General features: G+C 72.9%; 15 protein-coding genes and 1 tRNA gene. 9 read left to right on the forward strand and 7 right to left on the reverse strand.

Going from position 1 to position 13,443, the window contains the following annotated elements; all coding sequences use genetic code 11:
• Positions 1-6 precede the first annotated feature (6 nt).
• From DEJ01_RS12905 to DEJ01_RS12925, 5 genes are read right to left on the reverse strand one after another with little or no spacing between them, the layout of a single operon-like run.
• Positions 7-558, reverse strand: coding sequence for a hypothetical protein (locus DEJ01_RS12905; RefSeq protein ID WP_111093211.1), 552 nt, complete (start codon positions 556-558; stop codon positions 7-9).
• Complete coding sequence (locus tag DEJ01_RS12910) at positions 555-1,535, reverse strand: aldo/keto reductase (RefSeq protein WP_071405334.1); 981 nt, start codon at positions 1,533-1,535, stop codon at positions 555-557. The genes DEJ01_RS12905 and DEJ01_RS12910 overlap by 4 nt, the downstream gene beginning before the upstream one ends.
• Positions 1,536-1,570: 35 nt before the next feature.
• Complete coding sequence (locus tag DEJ01_RS12915; RefSeq protein ID WP_071405333.1) at positions 1,571-2,104, reverse strand: hypothetical protein; 534 nt, start codon at positions 2,102-2,104, stop codon at positions 1,571-1,573.
• A gap of 43 nt (positions 2,105-2,147) precedes the next feature.
• Positions 2,148-3,014, reverse strand: coding sequence for a hypothetical protein (locus DEJ01_RS12920; RefSeq protein ID WP_111093212.1), 867 nt, complete (start codon positions 3,012-3,014; stop codon positions 2,148-2,150).
• Complete coding sequence (locus tag DEJ01_RS12925) at positions 3,014-3,658, reverse strand: SatD family protein (protein ID WP_111093213.1); 645 nt, start codon at positions 3,656-3,658, stop codon at positions 3,014-3,016. The genes DEJ01_RS12920 and DEJ01_RS12925 overlap by 1 nt, the downstream gene beginning before the upstream one ends.
• A gap of 85 nt (positions 3,659-3,743) precedes the next feature.
• Between DEJ01_RS12925 and DEJ01_RS12930 the strand changes: the two genes are divergently transcribed.
• The 6 genes from DEJ01_RS12930 (at position 3,744) to DEJ01_RS12955 (ending at position 6,681) form a co-directional block, all read left to right on the forward strand.
• Positions 3,744-3,816, forward strand: a tRNA-Val gene (locus DEJ01_RS12930).
• 258 nt (positions 3,817-4,074) lie between these two features.
• The gene (locus DEJ01_RS18325) at positions 4,075-4,266 is read left to right on the forward strand and encodes a hypothetical protein (protein ID WP_220035561.1); all 192 of its coding nucleotides are present in this window, start codon (positions 4,075-4,077) and stop codon (positions 4,264-4,266) included.
• A 203-nt stretch (positions 4,267-4,469) separates the two neighbouring features.
• The gene (locus DEJ01_RS12940) at positions 4,470-4,712 is read left to right on the forward strand and encodes a hypothetical protein (RefSeq protein ID WP_111093214.1); all 243 of its coding nucleotides are present in this window, start codon (positions 4,470-4,472) and stop codon (positions 4,710-4,712) included.
• Positions 4,713-4,831: 119 nt separating this feature from the next.
• Entirely contained in the window at positions 4,832-5,371 is a 540-nt protein-coding gene (locus DEJ01_RS12945) for a GNAT family N-acetyltransferase (RefSeq protein ID WP_111093215.1), read from the forward strand.
• 89 nt (positions 5,372-5,460) lie between these two features.
• Positions 5,461-6,126 (forward strand): hypothetical protein, encoded by a 666-nt coding sequence (locus DEJ01_RS12950; protein ID WP_111093216.1) that lies wholly within the window; start codon positions 5,461-5,463, stop codon positions 6,124-6,126.
• A gap of 66 nt (positions 6,127-6,192) precedes the next feature.
• A complete protein-coding gene (locus DEJ01_RS12955; protein WP_111093217.1) occupies positions 6,193-6,681 on the forward strand; it encodes a hypothetical protein in 489 nt (162 codons plus the stop codon).
• 143 nt (positions 6,682-6,824) lie between these two features.
• On the opposite strand, the gene DEJ01_RS12960 is transcribed toward DEJ01_RS12955, so the two are convergent.
• A complete protein-coding gene (locus tag DEJ01_RS12960) occupies positions 6,825-8,996 on the reverse strand; it encodes a phosphocholine-specific phospholipase C (RefSeq protein WP_111093218.1) in 2,172 nt (723 codons plus the stop codon).
• 240 nt (positions 8,997-9,236) lie between these two features.
• Here DEJ01_RS12960 and DEJ01_RS12965 point away from each other — a divergent pair, with 240 nt between their 5' ends.
• Positions 9,237-9,992, forward strand: coding sequence for a GntR family transcriptional regulator (locus DEJ01_RS12965; protein WP_111093219.1), 756 nt, complete (start codon positions 9,237-9,239; stop codon positions 9,990-9,992).
• A gap of 84 nt (positions 9,993-10,076) precedes the next feature.
• On the opposite strand, the gene DEJ01_RS12970 is transcribed toward DEJ01_RS12965, so the two are convergent.
• A complete protein-coding gene (locus tag DEJ01_RS12970; RefSeq protein ID WP_111093220.1) occupies positions 10,077-11,405 on the reverse strand; it encodes a glycosyltransferase in 1,329 nt (442 codons plus the stop codon).
• A gap of 130 nt (positions 11,406-11,535) precedes the next feature.
• Here DEJ01_RS12970 and DEJ01_RS12975 point away from each other — a divergent pair, with 130 nt between their 5' ends.
• Together DEJ01_RS12975 and DEJ01_RS12980 are read left to right on the forward strand one after the other, a co-directional pair.
• Positions 11,536-12,216: a hypothetical protein gene (locus tag DEJ01_RS12975; RefSeq protein ID WP_111093221.1), complete on the forward strand. Its 681-nt coding sequence runs from the start codon at positions 11,536-11,538 to the stop codon at positions 12,214-12,216.
• A gap of 221 nt (positions 12,217-12,437) precedes the next feature.
• The gene (locus DEJ01_RS12980; protein ID WP_111093222.1) at positions 12,438-13,439 is read left to right on the forward strand and encodes an endonuclease/exonuclease/phosphatase family protein; all 1,002 of its coding nucleotides are present in this window, start codon (positions 12,438-12,440) and stop codon (positions 13,437-13,439) included.
• Positions 13,440-13,443: the final 4 nt, after the last annotated feature.

Raw genomic sequence — 13,443 nt, forward strand, 5'->3', positions numbered from 1 at the left:
CCGGCGCTAGTCGTACTGCGGGGGCCAGTCGAAGGGGGCCGGCAGGTGCGGGACCTCGCCGACGGTCGTGACGACGAGGACGACCTGGCGCAGGTCCGTGAGCTCGATCGAGCGCGGATTGCCGATCCTCCGGTGCCCGTCGACCCACACCGTCAGTTCGCCACGCAGGCCACCCACGTGCTCCGGACCGAGCGAGACGCCCCACTCGTCGAAGAACTGCCCGAGCGTGAACGTCTGCTCCGTCGGGGACTCGACGTGCACGATGCCCGACGTGTCGTGCGTGTGGATCTCCGCGGCGAACTTCCGCTCGTCGGAGTGCCCGATGTTCGCCGGGACGGTCACCGGTTCGTCGCCGTCCAGGATCGTCAGGTGCGTGTGCACGTGCTCGGCCAGCCGTTCGCCCCAGACGTTCCGGAGCCCGGCGGACTCGGCGCGGGCCGTCAGGTCCGTCGGCCGTGGCCAGGGCGGAGCGTCGCGGGCGGTGGCCGGTCCGGATGCGGCGCACCCGGACAGCAGCAGGAGTGCGGCCACCGCGACCGCGACGCTCCGCAGGTTCACCAGCGGTCGTGGACGCTCGCGCGGAACCACGTGTCGTACAGGTCGTGCACGGTGGCGTCGAGGCCCTCGATCGGCGGCAGGTCGCCGGCCGCGGCGTTCGAGCGCGCCTGCTCCGGGTTGCGCGCGCCCGGGATCGCCGCGGTGACGCCGTCCTGCGCGAGGATCCACGCGAGTGCCGCCTGCGGGACCGAGACGGCGTCCGGCAGGGACGCCGCGAAGGTCTGCGCTGCACGCACGCCGTCGTCGTAGTCGACGCCGCTGAAGGTCTCGCCCTGGTCGAAGGCCTCGCCGTGGCGGTTGTAGTTGCGGTGGTCGCCCTCGGCGAACGACGTGTCGGTCGTGTACTTGCCCGAGAGCAGCCCCGAGGCCAACGGGACGCGCGCCAGGATGCCGACCCCTGCCTCCCGGGCTGCCGGCAGCACGCGGTCGAGCGGCTTGAGACGGAACGCGTTGAGGATGATCTGGACGCTCGCGACGCCGGGCCGGGCGATCGCGGTGAGGGCCTGGTCGGCGGTCTCGACGCTGACGCCGTAGGCAGCGATCGAGCCGTCGGCGACCAGCGCGTCGAGGGCGTCGTAGACGGCGTCGTCCTCGTAGACCGGGGTCGGCGGGCAGTGCAACTGCACGAGGTCGAGGGTGTCCTGCCCAAGGTTCTTCCGCGAGCGGTCCACCCACTCGCGGAAGTTCGCGGCGACGTAGTTCTCGGGGACCTGGTCGGCGCGACGGCCCATCTTCGTGGTGATCGTCAGCGGCACGTCGGGGTTCGCGGCACGCCACGCGCCGATGAGCTGCTCGCTCCGGCCGTCGCCGTAGACGTCGGCGGTGTCGAACAGGGTGACACCCGACTCGACGGAGGCGTCCATGACGGCGTTGGCGTCGGCTTCGGAGACGGGGCCCCAGTCACCGCCGAACTGCCAGGTGCCGAGGCCGATGGGGGAGACGGAGCGGCCGGTGCGGCCGAGGGTGCGACTCTGCATGGGTCCGAGCGTAGTCAGACGTGCGCGGGCGGGGTTCAGCCGATCGTCGAGACGCCGCGGCGCAGGAGCGCTCGCGCTGCCCGCGCGCGGGGGATGACCCAGACGGCTGCCCACAGGGCCATCGCGCTCCAGAGCAGGATGAGCATCGTCGTGATGAGCGTGCCGTGCTGGTCGCGCATCGACCAGGTCATCGCGATCCACAGCACGCCGAGGACGACCTTGCCCCAGCCGGCGCCCTCGCGGTCGGCCTGCGCCTGGACGAGCGGGATCCACTGGTCCGCCGGCACACCCGCGGGCACCTGCCCGTCGGCGATCCACTCGCGCACGACGATCGACCGCTCGTAGCCGCCCTCGGCACGCCAGGCGCGGCGCTGCAGGACGACGGCGATCGCGGCACCAGCCACGGCGGTCGGGATGCCGGCCGAGACCAGGACGGTGGTGGTCGCCTCGGTCCACGAGGACAGGACCAGCATGACCAGGACGACGGCGAAGGCCGCGCCCGTCACACCGGCGCCGAGCAGGCGGAGCCGCCCGGCTTCGTCGAGGACACCGACTCCGACACCGTTCACGGGGGAGAGCGTACCTGCGGTGAACGGGGGCCGGGGGCGTTCGTCAGCCCAGTGCCAGCAACCAGCACATGCCGGCGGCGGCGAAGGCCATCGCCCAGCTCACCAGGCTGCCGATCAGGAAGTACTCGGCCTGGTACCCGGTCGTCTCGCGGCGGATCTCGGGGAACCGGACGATCCCCTTCGCGGCGATCAGCGCGGCGACGACGGGGAAGGCGCCGGCCAACGAGAACCCGGCCAGCAGGAGGCGCTCGATCGGGCCGATCATGCGGCCGCCCTTGAGGGTGACCGTGCGGTCTCCGGGTTGGTCGTCGTCTTCGTCCGACGCCCTGCCGGTGCGTCGTCGGCCGAAGCGTTTCGGTCGGCCGGCTGCTGCTGCTGCCGCCGCCGCTGTGCGCTGGGCGTCCGGGGAGAGTTCTGCTGGCAGCGCCTGGGCGACGACCACGTTGGCCGAGTCGACCAGGAACAGTGCGGACCCGATGCCGGCGACGAGCGCCGCGAGCGGTACCGCTCCGACGAACGCTGGGCCGGCGTCACGGTGCCAGTCGACCACGAAGCCGGACGCGTCGGCAGCCGGTGCCCAGAGCAGCAGCACGGCGACGGCGACCGCGAGCAGGACGGCCGGCCAGGACCCCGAGCGACGGAGCCAGGGGAGTGCTCGATCGCGACCGCCGGGCGCGCCACCGGAGCGCACCGGGATCGTCGTCGCGACCCACAGGGCCGCGAGGACGACCGCGACCAGCACCGACCAGACGGCGAGGCCGAGGCCGAGCACCGCCACAGTCGCCACGGCGGCCCAGAGCAGGACGATCACCGTGGTGGTCAGCACGCGCCGAGGTGCCGCGTCGGTCCCGGTCCGTGCGCGGACGACGTCGGCGAGCCCGACGAGGGTCAGGAGGACTCCGGCGAGCATCAGCGGCCCCCGTCCCCGAGGACACGCAGGCCCTCGACCAGGGCGGCGACGCCCGACTTCTGCACGGACTGGGACACCGCCGACGGGGTGATGCCCTCGTCCGCGGCGATCTGCGCCTGCGTCCGGCCCTGCACCAGACCGAGTGCGATCCGGCGGGCGCGGGGTGCGAGTCGCGAGACGACGTGGTCGCGGCTGAGGAAGTAGGCGTTCACGAGTCGCTCCGTCGTTCCGTGGCGGTCGTCGGCGTCGTGGTACCAGGACCGCAGGAACGCGGTCCGGCCGTCCTCGCGCCGGTGGGTCTCGTTGATGGCGTCCCGCGCCGACCACCAGCCCGGACCGTCCTGCAGCGGGCCCGCGCCGCCGGTGCCGATCGTCCGGACCTGCCCGCGGCCGATGCCGAGGCGGATCTGCACGGTCTGGGGGAGTGCGAGGGTCGCGGCCGTCGTCGCCACGAGGGCGTCGGTGAGCGTGGCGTAGATGACCTGGAACTCGTCGCCGACCGTCGCGCGCAGGGGGTCGAGCGCGGTGACGTCCGCGGTACTGTCGAAGGCGTGCTCGACGTCCTGCTGGGCTGCGGAGCGGTCCTCGAGCGTGCGGGAGTCGACCAGGTCGACGATCACGGCGATCACGGGCTCGGACTGCATGGGTTAAGCGTAGAGCTTCATATCGTCGAAAGTAAGCCTGGGGCTAAACTTCATCGACTGCCGTGACGCTCTAGGATCGTCGTGAGGGCCTTTAGCTCAGCTGGTAGAGCGCCACGTTTACACCGTGGATGTCGTCGGTTCGATCCCGGCAGGGCCCACCGAGAAGACTCGGATTCAGTGCGTGGCAGGTCCTCCACCGGGACCGGCCAACGACCCGTCAGTCGCCGAGGGGCCACAGCCATTCGGCTTCGAGGTGGCCTTCGACGAGGTCCGCGAGCTTGCCGAAGTAGTTGCGCCTACGACGTCTCGCCCACGGCGGCTGTCTACTGCGGCACGAAGGTCGCAGCACGGGCGATCACCGAGGGGCTTCACCAGGAGTCACCGCGCGGGATCCGTGTCACCACCGTGTCACCACCGTGTCACCAGGAGTCACGGAGTCCGAGCTCGCCGAAACGATCACCGACGCCTCCGCCGCCGCCGCGATGGTCGTCTACCGTGCCGAGTCGATCTCCGCCGACGCCATCGCCCGCGCCGTTTCCTACGCGGTGGCCGAGCGACCCGACGTCGACGTGAACGAGATCGTCGTGCGGCCTGCGGCCCAGCGTTGAGTTGCTCCGCAGTGTCGTAGCGAGCCGCCGGGCGAGGCGTAGCGGGTGGCCGTCACCCCGGATGGGCTACGCCACAGGTCACGAGTGCAACAGCGCTCAGGGCGAGGAGGGCGATCGCTCACCGGCGTGAGGCTGTTCGACGTGTCATCGGGTCACGGTAGCGGTCCTCGGCGATCACCCCGGCGTCCGGTAGCGTCAGCGCCATGACCGAGATGCAGCGACGCAGTCTGCTGGAACGGCTGATCGGCAAGCCCCTGCCGTGGCTCGCCTGGGGGTGGGCGGTCATCGCGCTGGTCTGGCTCGTCCTGGCCGTCGTCGAACCGTCCCGGTTCCACATGCAGATGGCGGTCCTCTGGATCATCCTCGCCGCCGTGCAGATCGGCTCGGTGTCCTACGCCCGCGCGCAGGCGCGGAAGCGTGCTCGGAACGCAGGCGACGACTCGTAGCCGGCCCGACGCCGGCGCCCAGAGCACGTCCGCGCCCGGAGCACGCCCGCGTCCGCCCAGTGCATGAGCGTGCGCAGAGCTCGGCGAGATGCTTGTGCGCTGCGTGAGAGCATGCGGTCGTGACAGACGAACCCCTGCTCGAGATCCGGTCGGCGTCCGAGACGGACGCGGCGTGCGTGGCTGCGGTCGTCGTCCGTGCGTACGCCAACCAACAGGGTTGGGTCAGCGACGCCGAGCTGGTGACCGGGGAGCGGACGACCCCGGACCAGGTGCGTGCGATGATCCGTGCCCCGCGGTCGGTGGTGCTCGTCGCGGTCCACGACGCCACCATCGTCGCGACCTGTCACCTGCGGGCCTCCGACCAGGCGACCGCGCACCTGGGGATGCTCGCTGTGGACCCGGCGTGGCAGTCCCGAGGCATCTCCCGGCGGCTCCGGACCGCGGCGATCGCGTACGCCGAGGAAGCCTTGGCGTGCGATTCCGTCGAGCTCGAGGTGCTCAGCGTGCACGAGGGACTGCGACGCGTGTACGAGCGAAGCGGGTTCATCGCGACGGGGGAGACCCGACCGTTCCCGGCACACGTCGCTCGCGTCGCGGGGCTGCACTTCGTCGTGCTCCGGAGATCGCTCGGCGCGTCTGGACAGACCCCGGACGTGTGACCCGAGCGGCGCGCTGCCGGCGGGACCCGTAGGCTCCAGGCGGACCCACCGGTGCACGGGGCGCACGGCGGGATCCGAGGGGGAACCACATGTCCATCACATCCAGGATCACCACCGCGGGGACGGCGACCGTGATCGTCGTGCTCGCGCTCTCCGGCTGCGCCGGGACCGGCACCACGGCACCGGGGACGGAGCGGGCGGCAACGCAGTCGTCAACACCGACACAAGCGCCGACCCAGGCACCGACGGAGACGCCGACCGCTCCGGCCACCGTCGACTCGGCCACGAAGGACCTCACGTTCGAGGACGGCGACGCGCTCTCGGCGAGCACGCTGCCCGCCTTCGGGCTCCAGGTCTCGGCACTCGACGGCTGGGAGCAGACCGGCGAGGACCAGACCACCGGGTCGCGGGAGTACACGAACACGGACGGCTCCGTGGCGACGATCACGCAGCAGCGGCTCACCGACCTCGACCCGACGATCGGGGACCGTGCCGCCACCGAGCAGCTGTTCACGGCTGCGGGGCTGCCGGCCGACCGGCTCGAGGAGCAGCTCCTGCCGACGATCACCGGCGGCACCGCGCAGTTCCTGTCGATCGCCGGGCACAACACGGACGGGTCCTGGTCGGCGACGGTCGCGCGTGCCTTCGCGAAGCCGGGAGCGGCGCTCATCGTGAAGGTCCGGACGACCTCGCAGGATGCGCTCCGTCCCGACCTGCACGACATCCTGGTCAACGCGCAGGTGGTCGTCGCATAGCGAGTCGAGCCGGTGCGTCGGGGCGCCGCGTCGGGGCGCCCCGACGGGTCCCTATGCTGAGTCCTCGTGCGCCGCTCCGTCCGTCTCCTGACCGTCATCGTGATCGTCGCCCTGTTCGCCGTCGGGGTCCTTGCGGCAGTGGTGTTCATCCAGCGTGTGCTGGCGGATCCGGCGAGCGACGTCGCGTGGGTCGGCACCGTCCGGGCGATGGGGCTCATCGTCATCGGGGTCATGCTGACACTGCTCGGACGGCGAGGGCTGCCCGCGGCCGTCGACGCGATCAACTTGCTCGCCGACGCCGGTCCGGTGCGGCCGCTCACGGTCGTGGTGTGGGTCGTCCTCGGCGCCACCATCTACTCGATCCTGCGCGGCTGGACGGTGATCGTCCCCGTCGCGGCCGTCATCGGTGCGATCGTGGTGGCGTTGCCGTTCGTCGAACGCTTCCTGGACGCGGCGCTGGCCCGACAGGCTGCGCGAGCCGACGCCGACGCCGACGGCGACGCCGCGACGCCGGTCACACCGGTGGCACCCACCGGGACCGCCGCCGACGCGTGAGACGACGAGCGAGACGGCACGCGGGACGGACGTGAGACGGTCACGAGACGGGACGGGAGGCCCGGTGCCAGCTGGCACCGGGCCTCCCGTCCGTCGTGGACGCGGCCTGACCGCCCCTGCCGACCCACGCGGGTCGGCCCGCCTCAGCGCTCCGCGCGCCCGGCGAAGCGGTACCGGAACCCGGGCACACCGTCGGCGGTGACGACCACGTCGTAGTACCCCCACTCGTCGAGCGGCCAGTGCATCGTCTTGTGCCCGGAGCCGCGGACGTGTGCGGTCTCGCGGTGCTCCACGAAGTCGTTCGCCACCAGCACGAAGCGGAGCACGCCCCTGCCGGTGTTCTCGAGCAGGAGCTGCAGGGTGCGCCGACCGCGGGTGTCCCGGACGACCGAGACGTGCGGGACGCCGCCGGTCGCCGGACCACCGACGGCGACGGTGCCGGCGAAGCGCCGGAGGAACCGGTCGGGTCCGTAGACGCTGACGTCGTAGGTACCGGCAGTCGTCGTGGTGTCCCACTCCCAGTCGGCGGTGGCGCCCACCGGGACGGTCTTCGGGTGGGCGGCGAACGGCATCGCGGTGTTCGGGTACACCAGGAAGTTGACCCCCTGGCGACCGTCGTTCGCGAGCGTCACGGTGACCCGACCGGTGCTCCGGTCGACGGTCGCGTCCGCGTGCTGCCGGTAGGGCAGGCTCCGGCGGCGGACGGTGCCGGGCTCCTGGACGGGCACGGTCTGCGCGCCGATCGCGGGTTCCTCGACGGGCGGCTTCGCCTGGTCGGCGTCGGCGGCCGCGACCAGCGCGCGGGTCTGCTCGATGCCGGGGACCACGTCGGCGCCGGGGATGCTCGCGTCGGGGGCGCTGAAGTCGAAGCAGCTCGTCAGGTCCCCGGAGACGGTCCGCCGCCAGTCGGAGATGTTCGGCTCGCGGACGCCCGTGACGTGCTCGAGGAACTGGATCACGGACGTGTGGTCCGCCACCTGCGAGTTGACCCACCCGCCACGGCTCCACGGGGACACCACGGTCATCGGCACGCGGGCGCCCATGCCGATGGGCAGGCCGTCGACGTACTCGTCGGGGGTGCCGGGTTCGGCGAACGGGGGGACGACGTGGTCGAAGTACCCGTCGTTCTCGTCGTAGTTGATGAGCAGGACGGTCGAGGCCCAGGTGTCCGGGTTGCTGAAGAGCGCCTGCACGACGGCGTTCGTGTAGTGGGCACCGTAGTCCGGGCTGGCGGCCGGGTGCTCGCTCCAGCCGTAGGGGGCGACGACGTACGACACGGTCGGCAGGCTGTTGGTCGCGCAGTCCTGCCCGAACTGGCTGAGCAGGTGGGTGACGTCGAGGCCCTTGCCGGAGTTCGGCTTCCACCCGTCGTGCAGCCCGGCGCGCGCGGCGAGCTCCTGCTGGGCGGGGTCGGAGGACGCGAGCGCGCGGTGGTACTGCTCGAACAGCCAGAGCGGGTTGTCGCCGTAGTCGCCGACGTACGGGTCGGCGGAGCTGTCGCCGACCTCGTCGTTGGCGTAGGTCTTCCAGGTGACCCCGGCCGCCTGCAGTCGCTCGGCGTAGGTGGTCCAGGCGAACACCGGTTCGTAGTCCGCCGGGTTGTCGGTCGCCGGTCCGCCCTGGGTGCCGCGGGGGTCGATGGTGCCGGACCACTGGTACAGGCGGTTCGGCGTGGTCGGACCGTTGAGCGAGCAGTGGTAGTCGTCGCAGACCGTGAACGCTCCGGCGAGTGCGCGCTGGTACGGGATGTCCTCGCTGGTGAAGTAGCCCATCGTCTGGGCGCTCTTCGCGTCGACCCACCGGTTCCAGGCTCCGCCGTTCCACGCGGTGTGCCCACCGCCCCAGGAGTGGTCGAGGCCGTCGGCGTTCTGCGCGTTGAACCGGGTGGTGTCGAGCCGGAACGGCAGCATGGCGCCACCGTCGGTGCGGGCCGCCGCCGGCTGGTGGAAGACGTCGTGTCCGGTCGGCAGCTCGAGCGCCTGCTTGTCCGAGAACCCGCGGACCCCGGGCATCGTGCCGTAGTAGTGGTCGAAGGACCGGTTCTCCTGCATGAGCACGACGACGTGCTTGACGTCGGCGATCGTGCCGGTGGGGACGGCACGAGCGGTTGCGGCGCTGGCGCGGTCGGCCGCGCCCGGTCCGAACGCGGACCCTGCGGCGACGCCGGCCATGATCGCTGCTGCGCCGCCGACCAGGACCGTCCGGCGGCTCAGGCCGGGGCGGACCGCTGCGGTGTACGCCGCGTCCGGGGTCAGCGGTGGTGCGGCGTCCAGGCTGACGTCGGGTGCGCCGTGTTCGGGCTTCCTCGTGCTCATCGCGGGCCTTCCAGGTCGGTGGGAGTGCGGGCGCTGCGGGGGAGGAGCGCCCGTCAGCATGACAACGAGGTGCGCTGAACCGTGCCTTGCCCGGCCGTGGCGGCGGGGTGAACGCGTCCGGTGGAGTCGGGATCGACCTGTCCAGGTGCGCTGCGGCTGGGCCCTGTGGTTCCGGTGTCGATCCCGCGAGGACTCCGACGCACCTGGACAGCTCGGGCTGCAGCGGGGGAGGATCACCGGGTGCGACCACTGTTCCGGGACATCGCCGAGGACCTCGCCGACCGGGTGCTCCGCGGTGAGTTCGACGCCACGGGTGTCCTGCCGGCCGAGCACGACCTGGCGGCCGACTACGCCGTCGCGCGGGGCACCGTGCGGAACGCCCTCGGGCTCCTCCGCGACCGGCAGGTCCTGACGGCACGTGCCGGCTCCCGCTGGCGCGTCCGCACCACGACGCTCGGCCACGACGCCGGTGCGCTCGAGTCGTTCGGTCAGCTGGCCAGGGCCAGGGGACACGAGCCCGGCGGGCGGGTCGTGGCGGTCGAGGAACGGCCGGCCACCGTGCGCGAGCGGCGCCTGTTCCGCGCCGCGCACGACGAGCCCGTCCTGCACGTCGTGCGGGTGCGCTCCCTCGACGGTGTGGACGTCATGCTCGAGCGCACCGCCTACGCGCCGTGGGTCGCCGCCGTCATCCGGACGATCCCGGGCGGGCAGACGTCGGTGTCGGCGACCCTGGAGGACCGGTTCGGCATCCGGGTCGGTGCCGCCGTCACCACCGTGGACGCGCTGCTGGCCGACGACGCCGACGCCGCGCTCCTCGGGGTCCGGCCCGGCGCGGCCCTCCTGCAGGTGCGCCGGTCCAGCACCGCCGAGGACGGCCGCTCGCTCGAGGCCGGCGACGACCGGTACGTCGCCGGGACGGTGCCGCTCCGGATCCGGACGGCGTCCGCAACGGAACCGGCACCGCGGACCGGCACCGGGCACGACGACGCGGGATGAGCCGGACGGGAGGCCCGGTGCCAGCTGGCACCGGGCCTCCCGTCCGTCTCCACGCGACCCCACGACGTGGGCCGGCAGGCGGGGTCAGCGTCGCTGTGCGCCGTCCGCGGCGACGGCCGCCGCCAAACCGGCCTCGATGTCGTCGACGGGGTCCGGCAGGGCCGCGATCGACGCCGCGACCTGACGACTGCGGGCGCGGTGGGTCGGCGTCGTCAGGACCTCGCGGACGGCCCGACGGATCGCCGCCGGCCGTGGCGTCCCGGAGCGCAGGTTCCGCCCGCACCCGGCCCACGCGACCCGGGTGGCGACCTCCGGCTTGTCCTCGGTCGACCCTGCGACCACGAGCGGCACGCCGTGTGCGAGGGCACGCTGCACGCCGCCGAACCCGCCGTTCGTGACGACGACGCTGCACCGCGGCAGCAGCTGGTCGTAGGGCAGGAAGGTCGCCACCCGGGCGTTGGCGGGCAGTGCCGTGCCGAGCGCGCGGTCGACCTGGTCGACGGGGCGGCCACCGGTGGTCGCGACGACGAGGACGTCCTCGTCCGCCAGGGCGCGGAGTGTCGGCGCGATGAGCCGGCCGAGGTCGACGGTGTCGATCGTGCCCTGGGTCACGAGCACCACCGGAGTGTCGGTGTCCAGGTCGTCCCACCACGCGGGCAGGTCGGCCGCGGGCGTCGGTGCCGCGCGGGCCACGACCGGACCGACGAACCGGTCCGAGTTGGGGAGCTCGCGCCGGGGGTACTCGAGCTCCGCGACGCTCAGCTGGAACAGGGTGTCGAACGCGCGGTACGCGAAGTCGAAGGTGTCGATCGTCGACGGCGGTGCCCCCACCTCGGCGAGCACGGCGTCCACCGCTCGACGCAGCGGCCGGGTGAGCACGGGGTGGATCGCGGCGGTGAGCAGTCGGTTGCGCGCGCGAGCCACCGGCCCGCGTCCCGGGGAGAGCGCAGTGCCGAAGGGTGCCGCGTCGACGCTGGTGAGCGTCACCGGGGTGGTCGCGATCCCGAGCACGGGCAGACGCTCCGCGGACGGCAGGGCCAGGTACGGCGCGAGCCCGGTGAACGACGCCTCGCCGAGCACCGCGTCGAAGCGCCCCGCTGCCAGCAGCGCCGTCAGCGCGCGGTACTGGGACGGGATCGCGCGGACGAACATGGCGATGATGCCCTCGCGGACGACGGCGATCCCGCGTGCCGCACTGGCGTCGGCGAGCCGCTCCTGCAGATCGGCGTCGTCGAAGTCGACGTCGACAGGCAGCGCCACGAACCGGAGCCCGGCGCCGACGACGAGGTCGCGGTACTTGGACCCCGTCAGCACGGTGATCTCGTGGCCGCGTTCGGCGAGGTCGCGGCCCACGTCGACGAGGGGCGCGAGGTGGCCGTAGACGGGCGGGGCGCAGAGCAGGTACGAGGACACGGGTGCCGCTTCCGTCGGGGGATGGCCGGACGTTCGGAGCGTAGGCGCGGCGAGCAGGCGCGTGGCGCGGCACGGACTGGGAGTGGGTGAGAGTCCTCGAGCATCGGCACCCGGACGCTAGGGTCGCTGCATGACCACACCCGCGGGGGCGAGTTCGGGCAACGGCTACTGGCGCGGCCAGATCGGGGCGACGGCCCTGTTCGGCGTCGGCCTGGTGGCGTGCAGCGTGGTGCTCTTCCGGGTGGACCCCGACGAGCCGGGGCGAGCGGTCCTGCTCGCGTTCGGTGGCCTGCTCTTCCTCACCACGCTCGGTTGGGCGGTCGACGCCGCGACCCGCTCGGACCCCAGACAGCGCGCGCTCTTCGCGTGGGCCGTCGCCCAGCACGAGGCCGCGGGGCACGGCAACGACGCCCTCGCGCTGGCCGATGCCGCCCGTGCCCGCGACGGTGCACTCGACGCCGAACGGATCCGCGCGCTGCAGGCGCTCCGCCCCGACAACCCGTACCCGGGCGGCCCGCTCGACGACGACTCGGACGGCGGGACCGCCGAGACCGCCGGGGCGAACCGGCTCGGGATCGCCCTGCTCGCGCTGTTCCTCGCGTTGACCGGGCTCTACAGCAGCTGCTGGCCGTCGGTGTTCGTGCTCGGGTGGCCGTTCCAGTTCGTCGCGTCGATCCTCGCGGTGGTCGCGATCGTGCGGCCCGGTCGCGGACGCCGACTCGGCGTCGTCGCGGCGATCGTCTCGGTGCTCGGCACCCTCGTGACGGTCGGCATGCTCGTGTGGCGCGTGGTCGAGGCGAGCGGCAGCTAGCTGCCCGCGGTCGCGCGTGCGGCCCGCGACGTGGGCGGGTGACGGACTGGAGGGTCGGTGCCAGCTGGCACCGGGCCTCCAGTCCGGTGTTGTGACGCCCCACGGGGTGGGCTGGTCCCCGGCGCCGCTGCGGGTGCGGCGGGTGCTAGATCCAGCAGGATCCTCAGCGGGAGGTCGCCGTTCACCGGCGGCTGCAGGCTGCCGTCCACGATGATCCGAGGGTGCCTCGTCGTCGTGCTGCCGTCCGGACCGCCGTGGTGGTCGTGATCGTGCTGCTGGTCGGTGCCGTTCTCGGCGCCGTCTTCGTCGCCGCTCCGTGGCTCGGTTTCGGGCGGGCTCCGGTGCTCGCCGCCGTGTTGCCGGCCCGGTCCCTCGTGAGCGCGGGACTGGTCGCCGCCGATCTCGCCCTGGTGCTCGTCGCCGTCGTCCTGCGACGCACGCGACTCGTGCGGCTGGTTGCAGCGTCGCTCGGTGCGCTCCTGCTCGTCGTCGCCGTGGCGAACACGGCGGTGCTCGGCGTGCGGGGATGGGACGTGCGGCCGGTCGACGGTGCCCGCGGTGCGCTCCGGGTGTTCGAGTGGAACACCAACGGAGGACTCGTCGGTGCGGAGGGCGTCGCCAGTGCGGCACTGACCGCGCGGGCGGACGTCGTCGTGCTCCCCGACGCGGGGGACCGACGCGCTGCCGCCGCGGTGGCGCGGGCGATGGGGCAGCACGGTCGGCCAGTGCGGCTGTTCATGGGTGGTGACGACACGCAGGTGGCGGTGCTCGTCGGGGCCGACCGCGCGTCCGGCGCGTCGATGTCGCCCGGCGTCGATCCGGTGAAGACGATGACGGTGTCCGGGCCGTCGATCCCGACGATCGTCGCCGTGCACGCTCCGCAACCGATCGGGCGGGGCCTGGCGGGCTGGCGGACCGATCTGCGGTGGGTCGGCGAGCAGTGCGGCCGCGGCGCTGACGTGGTCGTGTCGGGGGACTTCAACGGATCGGTCGACAGCTTCGACGGCGGGAGTCTCGGTTCGTGCCGGGACGCCGCGTCCACCGTGCACGCCGCGGCGCTCGGTACGTGGCCGACGTGGCTCGATCCGCGGCTGGCGATGCCCATCGACCACACCCTGGTCGGTCCGTCGGTCGGAGTCGTCCGGTCGTGGAGCGTGCTGACGAGCCAGGACGAGTCCGGTGCTCGGCACCGGCCGACCCTGACGGTCGTCGGCGGCAGCTGACCCC

It is taken from the genome of Curtobacterium sp. MCLR17_040, from assembly GCF_003234735.1.
GTDB classification, from domain to species: domain Bacteria; phylum Actinomycetota; class Actinomycetes; order Actinomycetales; family Microbacteriaceae; genus Curtobacterium; species Curtobacterium flaccumfaciens.